Raw genomic sequence first — 16,056 nt, forward strand, 5'->3', positions numbered from 1 at the left:
CGCGGACGGGACCGCAGGGTCAGCCCCCGGAACGTCGGGACGGGCCGCGAGCCCCGAACCTAGGATGGCGCCATGACGACGACCCCCGACATCAAGCCGCGCAGCCGCGACGTGACGGACGGCCTCGAGAAGGCCGCCGCGCGAGGGATGTTGCGAGCGGTGGGACTCGGGGACGACGACTTCGCCAAGCCCCAGATCGGGGTGGCGAGCTCGTGGAACGAGATCACCCCGTGCAACCTCTCCCTCGACCGGCTCGCCAAGGCCGTCAAGGACGGGGTCCACGCGGGCGGCGGCTACCCGCTGGAGTTCGGCACCATCTCGGTGAGCGACGGCATCTCGATGGGGCACGAGGGGATGCACTTCTCGCTCGTCAGCCGCGAGATCATCGCCGACTCGGTCGAGACGGTGATGAACGCCGAGCGCCTCGACGGCTCGGTCCTCCTCGCCGGGTGCGACAAGTCGCTGCCGGGCATGCTGATGGCGGCCGCGCGCCTGGACCTGTCGTCGGTCTTCCTCTACGCCGGCTCGATCCTGCCCGGCATCGCCAAGCTCTCCGACGGCACCGAGAGGACGGTGACGATCATCGACGCCTTCGAGGCCGTGGGCGCGTGCGCGCGAGGCCTCATGAGCCGCGAGGACGTCGACGCCATCGAGCGCGCGATCTGTCCGGGGGAGGGCGCGTGCGGGGGGATGTACACGGCCAACACGATGGCGTCGGTCGCCGAGGCGATCGGGATGTCGCTGCCCGGTTCGGCCGCGCCACCCGCCACCGACCGCCGCCGCGACGGCTTCGCCCGCAAGTCCGGCGAGGCCGTCGTCGAGCTCCTCCGGCGCGGCATCACGGCGCGGGACATCATGACCAAGGAGGCGTTCGAGAACGCCATCGCCGTCGTCATGGCCTTCGGCGGCTCGACGAACGCGGTGCTGCACCTCCTGGCGATCGCGCACGAGGCCGACGTCGACCTCACCCTCGACGACTTCGTCCGGGTCGGCTCGGCGGTGCCGCACCTCGCCGACGTCAAGCCCTTCGGCCAGTACGTCATGACCGACGTCGACCGCGTCGGCGGCGTGCCCGTCGTCATGCGCGCGCTGCTCGATGCCGGTCTCCTGCACGGGGACACGCTCACCGTCACCGGCCGCACCATGGCCGAGAACCTCGCCGACATCCGCCCGCCGGACGTCGACGGCAAGGTCGTCCGCGCGATGGCCGAACCGATCCACCGGACGGGCGGCATCACCATCCTCAAGGGGTCACTGGCCCCCGAGGGCGCGGTGGTCAAGTCGGCCGGGTTCGACTCCGACGTCTTCGAGGGCACGGCGCGCGTCTTCGACGGCGAGCGGGGGGCGATGGACGCCGTCGAGGACGGCTCGCTCAAGGCCGGCGACGTCGTCGTCATCCGGTACGAGGGGCCCAAGGGCGGGCCGGGGATGCGCGAGATGCTCGCCGTCACCGGGGCGATCAAGGGCGCGGGCCTCGGCAAGGACGTCCTGCTCCTCACCGACGGCCGGTTCTCCGGTGGCACGACCGGCCTGTGCGTCGGCCACGTCGCCCCCGAGGCCGTCGACGAGGGTCCGATCGCGTTCGTGCGCGACGGCGACCCCATCCGCCTCGATGTCGCCAGCGGCACCCTCGACCTGCTCGTCGACGAGGCCGAGCTGGCCTCCAGGCGTGCGGCCGGCGTCACCCACCCGGAGCCGAAGTACACGCGTGGCGTCCTCGCGAAGTACCGCAAGCTCGTCCGCAGCGCGAGCACGGGGGCCGTGTGTGACTGAGCCGGCACCGGGGGGACCGGCACTCGAGCTCACCGGCCTGGTCAAGGAGTTCCGCGGCAGGCGGGTCGTCCACGGCCTCTCGCTCGTCGTGCCTCGCGGGTCGCTGTTCGGGCTCGTCGGGCCCAACGGCGCCGGCAAGACGACGACCCTGTCGATGGCCACCGGTCTGCTCCGCCCGGACGGCGGCTCGGCGCGCGTGCTCGGGGTCGACGTGTGGGCCGACCCCGCCGCGGCGAAGGCGGTGATGGGCGTGGCGCCGGACGGGATGCGGCTGTTCGAGCAGCTCTCCGGGCGCGAGCTGCTCCACTACGTCGGGGCGCTGCGCCGGATGCCGCGCGAGGTCGTCGCCGAGCGGGCCACCGAGCTGCTCGGCGTCCTCGACCTCGCCGCCGACGCCAGCACGGTCGTCGCCGACTACTCGGCCGGCATGGTGAAGAAGGTGTCGCTCGCGGCGGCCCTCATCCACGCGCCGCGCCTGCTCGTCCTCGACGAGCCGTTCGAGGCCGTCGACCCCGTGTCCGGCCAGACGATCCGCACGATCCTGCGCCGCTACGTCGCCGGCGGCGGCACGGTCGTCATGTCCAGCCACGTCATGGAGCTCGTCGAGGGGCTGTGCGACCGCGTCGCCGTCATCGCCGGGGGCCGCGTGCTCGCCGAGGACACCGTCGCCGGGCTCACCGACGGCGGTTCGCTGCACGACCGCTTCCTCCAGCTCGTCGGCGCCCAGGACGCCGGCGGCGACGGCCTCGCCTGGCTGGGCTGACACCCGTGGCGACCGCGGAGGTGGGTGCGCCCCAACCGGGTCCGGCGCAGCCGGGGTCGGCCGCGGCACCCCGTCCGGGCGGTCTGGTGCTCCTCGTCGTGCGCCTGCGCCTCGCCATGTGGCGGACAGCGATGACGCGCAGCGCCCTGCACCTCGTGTCGTCCGTCGTCGGTGGGCTGGCCGCGCTCGGCCTGCTCGCCGTGCTCGGGCCCGGCCTCGTCCTCCTGGCCGGCCGCCCGGTGCGAGTCGTCGCCCTCACGGTGCCGCTCTTCGCGGTGGTGACCCTCATGTGGGCCGTGCTCTCGCTCGTCGCCACCGGCGTCGATGCGACCCTCGACCCCGCCCGCTTCTCGGTCCTCCCGTTGCGCGCGCGGCACCTCGCGCCCGCGCTGTTCGCCGCGGCGCTCACGGGTATCCCCGCGCTCCTCCTCGTCGGGCTCGCGCTCGGGCAGGTGGGCGCGTGGTCGGGCGGCGCCGCCACCGCCGGGGCCGCCCTCGTGGCCGCGGTCCTCGGCGTGGCGACGGCCGTGCTCCTCTCGCGAGCCGTCACGAGCACCCTCGCCCGCGTGATGACGACCCGGGCGGGCCGGCTGGTCGGCGCCGTCGTCGTCTCGCTCGTCACCCTCCTGCCCCTCGGCCTCAACCTGCTGCTGATGACCGGGTCGCTCGGTACCGACCTCGCGACGTTCGACGCGACCCGCTCGGCGGAGCTGGCGTCGTGGACCCCGGTCGGGTGGGCCTGGGGGCTGCCCTTCGACGTCGCGACGGGTCGGTGGGGGAGCGCCGCCGTGCACCTCGCCCTCGCGGTCGCGCTCGTCGTCGGCCTGCACCTCGCCTGGGTGCGCCAGCTCGACCGCGCCCTCACCTCGCCCCTGACCAGCTCGGGTGGCCAGCGGATCGGCAGCGGTCGCGTCCTGCCGCGGCTGCTGGGGACCTCGCCCGTCGCGACCGTGGCGGCCCGGCGGGTGCGGGCCTGGTACCGCGACAGCCGGCTCGTCTCCATCGCGCTGCGGACCGCCGTGCTGCCGGTGTTCTTCGTCCTCCAGGCGGTGCTCACCGGGACCAGCGGGCTGGCGGGGACCGGCGTCGTGATGCTCGCCGTCCTCGCGGGGCTCACCCTGATGAACGACCTCGCGTTCGACGGGCCGGCCTGGTGGATGCACCTCGCCGTCGGGGTCCGGGGGTGGGAGGACCGTCTCGGGAGGGCGCTGGCCTCGGTCGTCGTCTTCGGCCCGGCCCTCGCGGTGACGTGGCTCGCCGGGGTCGCCCTCGGGGTCGTGAGCCGTCCGGTGCCGTGGCTCAGCGTGTCGGTGGCGTCGTTCCTCGCGAGCCTGGGGCTGGCCGTCCTCGTCGGGGCCTACCTGCCGGGCACCGCGCCACGCACGGGCGGCAACCCGTTCGCGGCGACGTCCGGCGGTGCGGCCCAGGGCTGCCTCACGGCGCTGCTGTCCTTCGTCGGGCCGGTGGTCCTCGTGCTGCCCGTCGCGGTGGCGGCCGTCGTCACCTCGGACTCGCCGGTGGGGCAGTGGGCGACCCTCGCCGTGGCGGTCCTCTACGGCGCGGCGCTGCTCGCCGTGGGGGTCGTCGTCGGCGGTCGCCGCCTCGACCGCCGCGGACCCGAGCTCCTCGGCCGGCTCCACCGGTCCCAGGTCTGAGCCGTCCCGAGGTCGTCAGCCGAAGGTGCCGCCGACCCCGCCCAGCAGGTCGGTCGGGTTGATCCCGAGCTCGTGGAGCAGGTCCGCGTGCTCATCGGTGTCGACGAGCTCGGGCAGCTCACGCTCCGCGCGGTCGGCGACGTCGTCCTCGTTCCGGCCGCGGAGCTGGTCGACGATCTCCTGCCGTTCGATCTCCACCTCGACACCCCTTCCGTCGGGTCGTGCGTGGGGTCCAGCCTGCCGGATCCGCGGGCCCGCGTGAAGCCTCGGGCGGGCCCGCTCGCTCAGGTCACGGGGACCGGCTCGCGGGCGTCCCGCACGGCGCGGGCCACGCCGACGGGCGCGTACCGGTCGTGGAACGTCACGAGCAGGAGGAGGACGAAGAACAGCGTGTCGGCGACGTCGAGGGCGCCGGTGCCGAGGAGGGTCCGCGCGAGGACGACGAGGCCGAGGTCGACGAGCACGCGCGCCCCGAACGCCGCCGCCGTCCCCTCGCGGCTGCCGACCCGGCGGGCCACCGTGAGGGTGATCGCGACGTTGACGACGACGTACGCCGCGATGCCGGTGAACATCTGCAGGTCCCCGACCCGCAGGCCGGGGAGGATCCGCGCGTAGGTCACCGACAGCAGCCCGATGAGGGCCACCTTCTCCAGCGTCCACCAGGACCAGACGCGGACGTGGGTCGCGGTCCACGCGTCGCGCTCGGCGGCGGTGTCCATCTCCTCGGGCAGCGGGTCGGCGGCGACGCGCCACCCGTGGTCGGTGCGGGGGAGCCGGGGGACGGCGACGCACGAGAAGGCGGCGGCGAGCGCCAGGAGGGCGACGACCAGCACGGGCCCGGCCCATGCGTACGCCGCGAGCGTGTCGGTGACGTCCAGCCGGGCCACGTGGATCCAGTACTCTTGCGGCAGCTTGACGACGACCCAGATGAGCTCGAAGAGCATGACCCCCGCCATCCGGTAGAAGAACAGGAACCGCGCGACCTGCCCGGCGGAGGACCGGGTCCAGTTGCGCATCGTCGTGAGGAACGCGATGGCGAGGTAGTACACGTCCATCGCCTTGTCGTAGCCCTGGTGGCCCGGGGGATCGAAGCCGAAGGACTGGAAGATCGTCTGGTCGACGCCGTCGAGGACGAGGCAGGCGATGATCGCCGGCAGCGGGAACCGGGGGATCAGGAGGGGGAGGACGAACCGTCCCGCGACGACGGCGACGACGGCGACGAAGACGACGGTGCCCTCGGTGCTCACGGCTGCTCCCTGGGGGTCCGGTGGGTCGGCGACGTCGGGTGGGCTTCCTTCGGGAGAGGCGGTCTGGGACGCTCTGCCGACGCTGGTGGAGGTGCGCGACCGCGGTCACGACCCTCGACACGAGCCGGTCCGCGCACCGGCGCTTCCGTGAGCGGTCTCACGGTCCCGGATCGTGGGACCGGTCGTCTCGGTGGTTGACACCCCCGGAGGGCGGCGGGAGAGTGGTCCCGTGGCCCGAGTCCTCGTACTTCCCTAGGCGCGTCCGCACCTCGCGACGCGCCTCCCTCCGTTGTCCCCGCCACGGGACTGGAGGGTTTTTTTGTGCACGGACCCGGCCGCGACAGCGGTGAACGACGACAGAGCGGTGACCCCGATGAGCGACACGAAGCCGGCGATCCCGGCCGCCCCGACCCCGGCGCCCCCGAGCGCCCCGAGCCCCGCGCAGGTCGCGCAGCAGGCCCGCGCCCGCACGCCGATCGAGGTGACCGGCGCCCAGAGCCTCGTGCTGTCCCTGGAGGCGATGGACGTCGACACCGTCTTCGGCATCCCGGGCGGCGCCATCCTCCCCGCGTACGACCCCCTCCTCGACTCGGTCAAGGTGCGCCACATCCTCGTGCGCCACGAGCAGGGCGCGGGCCACGCGGCCGAGGGGTACGCGGCGGCGACCGGCAGGGTCGGCGTCTGCATGGCGACCTCCGGCCCGGGGGCGACGAACCTCGTCACCCCGCTCGCCGACGCCCACATGGACTCGGTCCCGATCGTCGCGATCACCGGCCAGGTCGCCTCCAGCGCCATCGGCACGGACGCCTTCCAGGAGGCCGACATCCGCGGCATCACGATGCCGATCACCAAGCACAACTACCTCGTGACGAACGCCGCCGACATCCCGCGCGTCATCGCCGAGGCGTTCCACATCGCCTCGACCGGGCGCCCCGGGCCGGTGCTCGTCGACATCAGCAAGGACGCGCTCCAGGCTCGCACGACGTTCTCGTGGCCGCCGCGCATCGAGCTGCCCGGCTACCGGCCCGTCACCCGCCCGCACAGCAAGCAGATCCGCGAGGCCGCGCGGTACATCGCCGAGGCGCAGCGCCCCGTCCTCTACGTCGGTGGCGGCGTCGTGCGGGCCGGCGCTAGCGAGGAGCTGCGCCGCCTCGTCGAGCTCTCGCAGATCCCGGTGGTCACGACGCTCATGGCGCGGGGCACGCTGCCGGACAGCCACCCGCTGCACCTCGGTATGCCGGGGATGCACGGGTCGGTCTCGGCCGTCACCGGCCTGCAGAAGTCCGACCTCATCATCGCCCTCGGCGCCCGCTTCGACGACCGCGTCACCGGCCAGCTGGCGACCTTCGCCCCCGAGGCGAAGGTCATCCACGCCGACATCGACCCCGCCGAGATCAGCAAGAACCGCCGCGCCGACGTGCCGATCGTCGGCGACTGCAAGGCCGTCATCACCGACCTCATCGAGGCGCTCGACGCCGACATCGACGCCGGCAAGGGAGGCGACTACACCGAGTGGCGTGAGCGCGTCGCGGGGTGGAAGGAGGCGTTCCCTCTCGGCTACTCCGAGCCCGAGGGCGGAACCCTCGCACCGCAGTACGTCCTCGAGCGCCTCTCCGCCATCGCCGGTCCGGAGGCCGTGTACGTCGCGGGAGTGGGCCAGCACCAGATGTGGGCCGCCCAGTTCGTCGAGTACGAGCGCCCCAACGCGTGGCTGAACTCCGGCGGCCTCGGGACCATGGGCTACGCCGTGCCGGCCGCCATGGGTGCGCAGGTCGGCGAGCCCGATCGCACCGTCTGGGCGATCGATGGCGACGGCTGCTTCCAGATGACGAACCAGGAGCTCGCGACCTGCGTCATCAACAACATCCCGATCAAGGTCGCCGTCATCAACAACAGCAGCCTCGGCATGGTCCGCCAGTGGCAGACGCTCTTCTACAACGAGCGGTACTCGAACACCGACCTCCACACCTCCGTCGGGTCACGCGTCCCCGACTTCGTCAAGCTCGCCGACGCCTACGGCTGCGTCGGGCTGCGGTGTGAGAGACCGGAGGACGTCGACGAGACGATCCGGCAGGCGATGGCGGTCACCGACCGGCCCGTCGTCGTCGACTTCGTCGTCCACCGTGACGCCATGGTGTGGCCGATGGTCCCCGCCGGGGTGAGCAACGACCTCATCCAGGTCGCCCGCGACACCGCGCCGCAGTGGGACCGCGAGGAGTCCGAGGCGATCGAGCAGCCCACCGACGCCGACCACGACGGGGAGTGAGGAACCACCCATGAGCAAGCACACGCTGTCCGTCCTCGTCGAGAACAAGCCCGGCGTCCTCGCGCGCATCGCGGCGCTGTTCTCCCGCCGCGGCTTCAACATCGACTCCCTCGCCGTCGGTGAGACCGAGTACCCGCAGATCTCGCGGATGACGGTCGTCGTCGACGTCGAGGACCTCCCGCTCGAGCAGGTGACCAAGCAGCTGAACAAGCTCGTCGAGGTCCTCAAGGTCGTCGAGCTCGAGCCGGGCGCGGCGGTCCACCGCCAGGTCATGCTCATCAAGGTCCGGGCCGATGCCGCGACGCGCAGCCAGGTCCTCGAGATGACCCAGATGTTCCGGGCCAAGATCGTCGACGTCGCCACCGACTCCCTGACGATCGAGGCGACCGGCACGGCCGACAAGCTCAAGGCCCTGCTCGAGGTGCTCGAGCCCTACGGGGTCAAGGAGCTCGTGCAGTCCGGGGTCGTCGCCATCGGCCGCGGGCCGCGCTCCATCACCGACCGGGCCCTGCGCAGCGCCTGAACCCCGCACCCGCACCGCACCCGCACCCGCACCCCCGCCCCGCGGACGGCCCGGCACCGGCACGGCCGCCCCGCCTACAGTCACCAGCAGCACCACACCAGACACGAAGGAGAGGCCTGACGATGGCCGAGATGTTCTACGACGACGACGCCGACCTGTCGGTGATCCAGGGCCGCAAGGTGGCCGTCATCGGCTACGGCAGCCAGGGGCACGCGCACGCGCTCAACCTGCGCGACTCGGGCGTCGACGTCCGCGTCGGCCTCGCCGAGGGGTCGAAGAGCCGCCCGAAGGCCGAGGCCGAGGGGCTCACCGTCCTCACCGTCGCCGACGCCGTGAAGGAGGCCGACGTCGTCGTCATCCTCACCCCGGACCAGGTGCAGCGTGGCGTCTACGCCGAGCACATCGCGCCGAACCTCAAGGAGGGCGCGGCGCTGCTCTTCGGGCACGGGTTCAACATCCGCTTCGGCTACATCCAGCCGCCGGCGGGCTCGGACGTCCTCATGGTCGCCCCCAAGGGCCCCGGCCACATCGTGCGTCGCGAGTACGTCGACGGCCGCGGCGTGCCCGTCCTCCTCGCCGTCGAGCAGGACGCCTCCGGCACGGCCTGGGACCTCGCGAAGTCCTACGGCAAGGCCATCGGCGGCCTGCGCGCGGGCGGCATCGGCACGACCTTCACCGAGGAGACCGAGACCGACCTGTTCGGTGAGCAGGCCGTCCTGTGCGGTGGCGCCTCGCAGCTCGTCATGTACGGCTTCGAGACCCTCGTCGAGGCCGGCTACCAGCCCGAGGTCGCGTACTTCGAGTGCCTCCACGAGCTCAAGCTCATCGTCGACCTCATGATCGAGGGCGGCATCGCCAAGCAGCGCTGGTCGGTCTCGGACACCGCGGAGTACGGCGACTACGTCTCCGGACCGCGCGTCATCGACCCGTCCGTGAAGGAGAACATGAAGGCGGTGCTCGCCGACATCCAGAACGGCTCGTTCGCCAAGCGCTTCATCGACGACCAGGACGCCGGTGCACCGGAGTTCAAGGAGCTGCGGGCGAAGGGCGCCGCGCACCCGATCGAGGCCACCGGCCGCGAGCTGCGCAAGCTCATGGCCTGGGTCGACTCCGGCCGCGACACCGACTACGTCGAGGGCTCCGCCGCCCGCTGACGACACCCCGCCGGGCCCTCAGCGGGCCGCCGACGGTCCGGACGGAACTGCCCCGTCCGGACCGTCGGCGCGTTCGCACCCCGCGGTCAGCGGTGGCTGACGTGGATGTCGCCGGCGCTGCCGAAGTAGAGCCGGGTGCCGTCCCACGAGAGCGACGGGCGCGTGTCCGACGCGGGCGTGCTCACGGTGGCGAGCACCGTCGGCGTCGACCAGGCCGAGCCGGTGTCCGGGCGGGTCGCCGTCCAGATGTCGAACATCCCCTCGCCACCGGGTCGGTTCGAGGCGAAGACGACCTCGAGGCCGTCCTTGCGGACGTTCGGCATGACGTCATCGGCCGCCGAGCTGAGGCTCGCCACCACCGAGGGGGCCCCGAAGCTGCCGGGCGCGACCTCACGGCTCACGTAGACGTCCTGGGTGCCCGTGCCGAGCGCTCCCCCGCTGGAGAAGTAGAGGAAGGTGCCCTCTGCGGTCTCGACGACGGACGGCCCGAACTCGGTGCCCGGTCCGTTGGGGCCACCGTTCCCCGTGCAGCCGAGGTTGCGCGCCGGGGTCCACGTGCCGGTGCTCGGGTCGAGCCGGGTGAGGTAGAGGTCGCCGCCTCCGCAGGCCACCGTCCCGTACGCGTCGGTCCCGCCGCGGTTGGACACGAAGAGCAGCGACTTGCCACGCAGGGGCGTGGGACAGAAGTCGTTGGCCGCTGAGTTGACCGGGTCGGGGAGGATCTGCGGCTCGCCGAAGGTACCGTCCTGGAGGCGCGGCGCCAGCCAGATGTCCTGGTCGCCGCCGTCGCGGGTCGACATGAGGTACAACGCGCTCGCGTCCGGTGCCTCGATGGGGCACCCCTCGGTGGCGCCCGAGTTGACCCCCGCCACGAGGGTCGGCGCCCGCCAGTCCCCGAGCACCTTCGCCTGGGCCACCGGCCCGGCCGCGACCGCGGCGAGGAGGCCGCCCGCGAGGGCCGCGACGGCGACGAACGCCCCTGCCCGGCGCCGGTCTGCCCGGCGTCCGGGTGTTCGTCCTGCCGTCCCGCCGCGGTGGTCCGACGCGCCCTTGACGTGTGTGAAGTCGAACATCTGCTGGTCCTTTCCTCTGCGCTGCGGGCCTGCCGGCTCCGGGTCCGGGCCCACGCCCGGTGCAGCTGAGCGCCAGTGGAGCAGCGCCCGATATCGGCCTGATATCGGGCTCCTTGACAGGTATCGGTCGACTGCGGACAGTCAGCGGCATGCGCATCCGGGTGCTCGGACCGCTGCTCGTCGACGACCGGGCGGCGCTCTCGCCGCGGGACACGGTCGTCCTCGAGGCGCTCGTCGCCGAGTCCGGTCGCCCGCTCGGGACCGACCGGCTGGCAGAGGCGATGTGGGGGGACGAGCGGCCCGAGTCCTGGGCCAAGCTCATCCCGAGCAGCGTGCTGCGGATCCGCAAGGTCCTGGGCGGGCCCGCGATCGAGACGACGCCGCACGGCTACCGGCTGGCCCTCGGCGGTGAGGCCGTCGACGCCGTGCGGTTCGAGCGGCTCGTCGACCGGGGGCACCAGCTCCTCGCCATCGGGGAGCCCGACCGCGCGCGGCACGTGCTGCGGGAGGCGCTGGCCCTGTGGCGCGGCCGTCCCCTCGCCGAGCTGGAGGACTGGGAGCCGGGACGGGCCGCCGCCGACCGCCTCGTCGAGATGCGTCGGGAGGCGGAGGAGACCGTCATCGAGGCCGGCCTTCGGGCCGGTGTCCACACCGAGGCGGTCGCGGAGGCGCGGCTGCGGGTGACCGAGGAGCCCCTGCGCGAGCGCCGGTGGTCCCTCCTCGCCCTGGCGCAGTACCTGTCCGGCGACGCCGCGGCCGCCCTCGCCACCCTCCGGCGGGCGCGGGCCCGGCTCGCCGACGAGCTGGGGCTCGACCCGGGCCCGGACCTCGAGGAGCTGGAGCAGGCGATGCTCCGGCGCGACCCCTCCCTCGTCACCCGGGTCGCCCTCCCCGACGCCGACCCGACGAGCCCGTACCCGGGCCTGCGGTCCTTCGACGTCGACGACGGTGAGTTCTACTTCGGCCGCGACGGTGAGGTGCGCCAGTGCCTCGGCCGGTTGCAGGACACCGGGTGCGTGGTCGTCGTCGGCGCCTCCGGGTGCGGCAAGTCCTCACTCCTGCGCGCGGGCGTCGCGGCCGCCCTCCGTCGCGACGGGGAGAAGGTCGTCGTGCTCGGTCCCGGCAGCGACCCGGTGGGGACGCTCCGCGAGCTCACGGGCTCCGGCTTCGCCGGAACCCTCGTCGTCGACCCGCTCGACGAGGTCCTCGTCGCCTGCGGTCCGGACGGCCGCCGCGAGCTCACCACGCTGCTGGTCGAGCTCTCCCGGTGGTGGGGGCTCGCCATGTCGATCCGCGCCGACCACCTGGCCGACGTGGCCGACGAGCCGGCCCTCGCCCGGCTGGTGGAGCGGGGCACCTACCTCCTGGGGCCGATGACCGAGGAGGGCATGAGGGACGCGATCGTGCGTCCCGCCGCGGCGGCGGCGCTCCTGCTCGAGCCGGGGCTCGTCGACCTGCTCGTCACCGAGGTCACGGGGGCGCCGGGGGCGCTGCCGCTCATGGCGCACGCGCTCCACCAGACGTGGGAGCGGCGCGAGGGGCGGACCCTCACGGTCGACGGGTACCACGCCTCGGGCGGCATCAGCGGCGCGGTGGCCCAGACGGCCGAGCGGGTGTACGAGGACCTGTCGGTCGACGACCGGTCGGCGCTGCGTGACCTCCTCGGGCGGCTCGTCACCGTGGCGCCGGACGGCACGCCGGTGCGGGTCTGGGCCCCCGTGACCCAGCTCGCTCCGGGGGAGGGCGGGGACCTCGTCGAGGTCCTCGTCCGTGAGCGGCTGCTCACCCGCGACAACGGCGTCGTCGCGGTGGCGCACGAGGCGCTCGCGCGGTTCTGGCCGCGCCTCGCGGGCTGGCTGGAGGACGACGTCGAGGGCCGGCGCATGCTGCGCCACCTCACGGACGCCGCCGACAGCTGGGAGGCCCTGGGTCGCGTCGACAGCGAGCTGTACCGGGGGGTCCGGCTGAGCCGGGCCCTGGAGTGGCGCCGCACGTCCGGGGTCCGGCTCACCTCGGTGGAGACCCAGTTCCTCCGAGCGTCCGAGCAGCGGGCCGACGCCGAACGGCGCCACGAGGCCTTGGCGGCTCGCCGGCGTCGGCGCCAGGTCCGTACGGTCCGTGGCCTCGTCGTCACGTCCGCCGCCCTCGTCGTCGTCCTCGCGGCTGCGGCCTCGTTCGGGCTGCGCCAGCGCGACCTGGCGGCCGAGGCCTCCGTCGTCTCCCGGGTGAATGCCGCCGTGGCAGCTGCGTACGAGTCGAGCGACCCGGTGGTGGCGGCCCTCGCGGGGGTCGAGGCGGTCCGCCTCCGGGACGACGCGAGGTCGCGGACCGCGCTGCACGACGCCCTCGACCGGTGGCCCGCCCTCCTCGCCTCCGTCGTGGTGAGCGGCGCCGTGTCCCTGTCCGTGGGGGACGGCGGGACCGTCGCCCTCGGGCACGGGTCGAGGCTGACCCTCCACGACCCGGCGTCGCTGGCCCAGGTCGCGGAGGTCCCGGGCAAGGCCCCCGTGGTCCACCTGCTCAGCGGCGAGCGCGAGGTCCTCATCGGCACCGCCGAGAGCGAGCTCGTGGTCCTCGACCTGTCGGCACGCACGCGGACGTCCCTGCTCGGGTCCGCCCCCGGTGACCTCGCCCGCGTGACCGCGAGCGCGGACGGTCGGGTCCGCGCCGGCGAGCACTACGACTGGCGCGACGAGAAGAGCGCCGTTCACGTGTGGCGCGGGAGGGAGCTCGTCCGCTCGCTGCCACGGCGGGGCCTCGCGGGCCTCCTGGTGACCCCGGACGGGTCGACGCTCGTCGTGCGGCACCGGTCCCCGGCCGCGCTCAGCGTCGTCGACGTCGCGACGGGGCGTGAGCTCGTCACCAGGACAGGTGCCGACCTGGGGCTGGGGGAGAGCCCGTCGCCGGAGGACCGCCCGCCCATGGCGGTGAGCCCCGACGGGCGGCTCGTCGCCGTCGGTGTGGGCGCGGACGTGCTCGTCCTCGACGCGAGGACCCTCGCGGTGAGGTGGCGGGCGGACAGCCCGAGCGGCGCCGTGCTGACCCTGGCGTTCTCCCCCGACGGGGCACTCCTCGTCGGCGGCTCCGACGCCGGGGCCGCCACGGTCTGGACGGTCGGGGGCGCCCTGAGGGAGGAGCTCGCCGGTCCCTCGCGCACCGTCACCGGGCTCGGGGTCAGCCCGGACGGGCGGACGCTCTACACGCTCGCGGCCGACGGTCGGCTCAGTGCGTGGGACCTCGGCGGTGACCGTCGGTCGGTCCAGCTCCTCGTGCCCCCGGACGAGGGTGTCACCGACCTGGTGGCCGAGGTGTCCCCGAGCGGTCGGGCGGTCGCCTTCGTGGTGCCGGAGCAGGGCGTCCGCACGCGCCCGCTGAGGATCGTCGACCTCGAGAGGGGGAGGACGCTCGAGGGCGCGGTGGCGAGCCGCGGCGACAGGATCGTGGCGTGGCAGCCGGGCGAGGGGGGACTGCTGGCCACCCACACCGACCGCAGGGTCCAGGTCTGGGACTGGCGTCGCGGGGTCGCGGTCGCCGAGCGGGACGTGGGGGCGGTCGCGGCGATCACGTGGACCCCGGACGGGCGACGCATCGTCGTGGGCGGACCGGACGGCACGGTGCACCAGGTCGACGCCGGGACCCTCCTCCCCGTCGGGGCACGGGGCCGGGTCGACGGCGACGTCCTCGACCTGGAACCGGCCGGGGCCGAAAGGGTGCTCACGCTGAGCTCGTCCTACTCCGTGGACCTGTACCGGGTGGTCGACCTCACCGACGGCTCGACGTCCACCCCACAGGCACCGGGCCTCTGGGTCACGGCACTGGATGTCTCCCCGGACGGTCGGCTCCTCGCCCTCGGGAGCATCGAGGGCGATGTGGGCGTCGCCGAGGCAGGAACGGGCGACTGGGTCGTCGAACCCCGGAGGGTGCACACCGGCGCGGTCCTCGGGGTCGAGTTCTCGGCCGACGGGTCCCTCCTGGCCAGCAGCTCGGCCGACGGCCGGGTCCGCCTGTGGGACGGGCGCTCGGGCGACCCGCGCGGCTCCCTGTCCGTGGCACCGGCCGGGGTGGCGTCGTACGTCACGTTCGTCGACGACGGCCACACGCTCCTGGTCGCCGGTGGCGACGGCTCCGTCCGCCGCTGGGACCTGCGCGTCGACACCTGGGTGCGCCTGGCGTGCGAGCGGGCGGGCCGCGACCTCACCGCGGGGGAGTGGGCCGACGTCTTCGGTGCCGGCCAGCCGTACCGCCGCACCTGCCCGGCAGCGGCCCCCTGACCCGTCCGGGCCGGGTCGCAACCCGGGGGAGGGGCCGATCTAGGCTGGCCGCGTGGAGGCGCTCGTCGAGGGCTGGCCCGTGTGGGCCGTGTTCGTCGCGCTCTGGCTCGGTGCCCTCGCCCGCGGGACGGCCACCTACTGGGCGGGCCGCGGGGTGCGCGCCGGGGGAGGCCGCTCGCGCTGGGCGCACCACCTCGACCGGCCCGCCGTCGCCCGCGCCGAGGGGTTCGTCCGCCGGGTCGGCCCGCCCGCGGTGACGCTGGGCTTCCTCACCATCGGCCTGCAGAGCGCGATCAACGCCTCGGCCGGCATGCTCCGGATGCCGCAGCGCCGGTTCCTGCCCGCGGTCGTCCTCGGGGCCGCGCTGTGGTCGACCCTCTACACGACCGTCGGGCTGGCGGCGGTCGACGCGTTCCTCGGCGGTGGGGGCTGGTGGTGGCTGCTCGTGCTCGTCGCCGTGGCAGGCGTGCTCGTCCTCGCGACCCGCCGGGTCCGGGGCCGTGTCGAGGGGGGAGAAGCCGCCGACCCCCACCCCAACCCTCACCGGGACCCTCACCCCGACGCGCAGCCGGACCCTCACCCCGACCCGTCCTCATCGCGACCTACCGCCTGGTAGGTGTCGTGATCGCAGCACCTACCAGGCGGTAGGTCGCGGTGGAGCATCCGATCGAGGTCCCGGGCTCACCGTGCCCGGACCTGGCGGGGCCGGAGCCGGTGTCGGTGGGCGCTCGTACCGTCGGCCCATGACGCAGTGGCGCGAGGTCATCGAGGCCGTCACGCTCGCCCTCGGCGGCGACCGGGTGCGGGGGAGGGCGCTGCTCGAGGAGGCCTGGGACCTCACCGGTCCCGAGGACTCGGCGCAGCGCTGCGTCATCGCGCACCACCTCGCCGACGTCCAGGACGACCTCGAGCACGAGGTCGCCTGGGGGCGAACGGGCGCTGGCGGCCCTCTCCTTCGTCGTCGACGCCGACCTCGCGCCGGTCGGCGTCGAGCGCGCCGCCGCGCTGGCGCCCAGCCTGCACCTCGACCTCGGCAACGCCTACCTGCGGCAGGGCCGGGTCGAGGACGCGGCGGAGCAGCTCGCCGCGGCCGCGGACGGCATCAGGGCCCTCGCCGACGACGCCTACGGCGACCTCGTGCGGCGCGGGGTCGACGGCCTCGCCGAGCGGGTGGACGCGGCGCGAGGCGCCGGCTCGGTCGCCTGAGGCCCGGGCCCGGCCGGTTCGCGACGACGATCACATCGTGGTCAGGAGGGTCCACATGCCGGTACGTCCGTATCATGGAACACCCGGCCCAGCGGCGTGCCGGATCGCGTCCTCCGACCCCGTCG

Annotated in this window: 11 protein-coding genes; 8 read left to right on the forward strand and 3 right to left on the reverse strand. The window is 74.1% G+C overall.

What is annotated here, in order from left to right; genetic code table 11:
• Positions 1-72: 72 nt before the first annotated feature.
• The 3 genes from ilvD to ACK8HX_RS01045 are packed head-to-tail and all read left to right on the forward strand — an operon-like array spanning position 73 to position 4,191.
• On the forward strand, positions 73-1,773 hold the full coding sequence (gene ilvD / locus ACK8HX_RS01035) for a dihydroxy-acid dehydratase (protein ID WP_411938786.1): 1,701 nt from the start codon (positions 73-75) through the stop codon (positions 1,771-1,773).
• Positions 1,766-2,536, forward strand: a complete 771-nt coding sequence (locus ACK8HX_RS01040; RefSeq protein WP_411938787.1) for an ABC transporter ATP-binding protein — start codon at positions 1,766-1,768, stop codon at positions 2,534-2,536. The genes ilvD and ACK8HX_RS01040 overlap by 8 nt, the downstream gene beginning before the upstream one ends.
• Positions 2,537-2,541: 5 nt before the next feature.
• Positions 2,542-4,191, forward strand: coding sequence for a hypothetical protein (locus ACK8HX_RS01045; protein WP_411938788.1), 1,650 nt, complete (start codon positions 2,542-2,544; stop codon positions 4,189-4,191).
• Between the two features lie 15 nt (positions 4,192-4,206).
• Here the strand turns inward: ACK8HX_RS01045 and ACK8HX_RS01050 are convergent, their stop codons facing one another.
• Together ACK8HX_RS01050 and ACK8HX_RS01055 are read right to left on the reverse strand one after the other, a co-directional pair.
• Complete coding sequence (locus ACK8HX_RS01050) at positions 4,207-4,389, reverse strand: hypothetical protein (RefSeq protein WP_411938789.1); 183 nt, start codon at positions 4,387-4,389, stop codon at positions 4,207-4,209.
• An 86-nt stretch (positions 4,390-4,475) separates the two neighbouring features.
• Entirely contained in the window at positions 4,476-5,438 is a 963-nt protein-coding gene (locus ACK8HX_RS01055) for a hypothetical protein (RefSeq protein ID WP_411938790.1), read from the reverse strand.
• Positions 5,439-5,811: 373 nt separating this feature from the next.
• Between ACK8HX_RS01055 and ACK8HX_RS01060 the strand changes: the two genes are divergently transcribed.
• From ACK8HX_RS01060 to ilvC, 3 genes are all read left to right on the forward strand, one after another.
• Positions 5,812-7,704 carry an acetolactate synthase large subunit gene (locus ACK8HX_RS01060; RefSeq protein ID WP_411938791.1) on the forward strand — a complete coding sequence of 631 codons (1,893 nt, stop codon included), beginning with the start codon at positions 5,812-5,814 and terminating at the stop codon, positions 7,702-7,704.
• A 10-nt stretch (positions 7,705-7,714) separates the two neighbouring features.
• Positions 7,715-8,227, forward strand: a complete 513-nt coding sequence (gene ilvN / locus ACK8HX_RS01065; protein ID WP_411938792.1) for an acetolactate synthase small subunit — start codon at positions 7,715-7,717, stop codon at positions 8,225-8,227.
• Positions 8,228-8,349: 122 nt separating this feature from the next.
• Positions 8,350-9,381: a ketol-acid reductoisomerase gene (gene ilvC / locus ACK8HX_RS01070; protein ID WP_411938793.1), complete on the forward strand. Its 1,032-nt coding sequence runs from the start codon at positions 8,350-8,352 to the stop codon at positions 9,379-9,381.
• A gap of 86 nt (positions 9,382-9,467) precedes the next feature.
• Here the strand turns inward: ilvC and ACK8HX_RS01075 are convergent, their stop codons facing one another.
• The gene (locus tag ACK8HX_RS01075; RefSeq protein WP_411938794.1) at positions 9,468-10,454 is read right to left on the reverse strand and encodes a TolB-like translocation protein; all 987 of its coding nucleotides are present in this window, start codon (positions 10,452-10,454) and stop codon (positions 9,468-9,470) included.
• Between the two features lie 149 nt (positions 10,455-10,603).
• Between ACK8HX_RS01075 and ACK8HX_RS01080 the strand changes: the two genes are divergently transcribed.
• Together ACK8HX_RS01080 and ACK8HX_RS01085 are read left to right on the forward strand one after the other, a co-directional pair.
• Complete coding sequence (locus ACK8HX_RS01080; RefSeq protein WP_411938795.1) at positions 10,604-14,725, forward strand: nSTAND1 domain-containing NTPase; 4,122 nt, start codon at positions 10,604-10,606, stop codon at positions 14,723-14,725.
• Positions 14,726-14,777: 52 nt separating this feature from the next.
• A complete protein-coding gene (locus ACK8HX_RS01085; protein ID WP_411938796.1) occupies positions 14,778-15,341 on the forward strand; it encodes a DedA family protein in 564 nt (187 codons plus the stop codon).
• The last annotated feature ends 715 nt before the right edge of the window (positions 15,342-16,056 follow it).

It is taken from the genome of Oryzobacter faecalis, from assembly GCF_046764005.1.
In the GTDB taxonomy this organism is placed as follows: Bacteria; Actinomycetota; Actinomycetes; order Actinomycetales; family Dermatophilaceae; genus Oryzobacter; species Oryzobacter faecalis.

Bases quoted from the DNA above. Each gene is read 5' to 3' on its own strand.
- ilvD (WP_411938786.1), top strand. From the start codon at position 73: ATGACGACGACCCCCGACATCAAGCCGCGCAGCCGCGACGTGACGGAC.
- ilvN (WP_411938792.1), top strand. From the start codon at position 7,715: ATGAGCAAGCACACGCTGTCCGTCCTCGTCGAGAACAAGCCCGGCGTC.
- ACK8HX_RS01060 (WP_411938791.1), top strand. From the start codon at position 5,812: ATGAGCGACACGAAGCCGGCGATCCCGGCCGCCCCGACCCCGGCGCCC.
- ACK8HX_RS01080 (WP_411938795.1), top strand. From the start codon at position 10,604: ATGCGCATCCGGGTGCTCGGACCGCTGCTCGTCGACGACCGGGCGGCG.
- ilvC (WP_411938793.1), top strand. From the start codon at position 8,350: ATGGCCGAGATGTTCTACGACGACGACGCCGACCTGTCGGTGATCCAG.
- ACK8HX_RS01075 (WP_411938794.1), bottom strand. From the start codon at position 10,454: ATGTTCGACTTCACACACGTCAAGGGCGCGTCGGACCACCGCGGCGGG.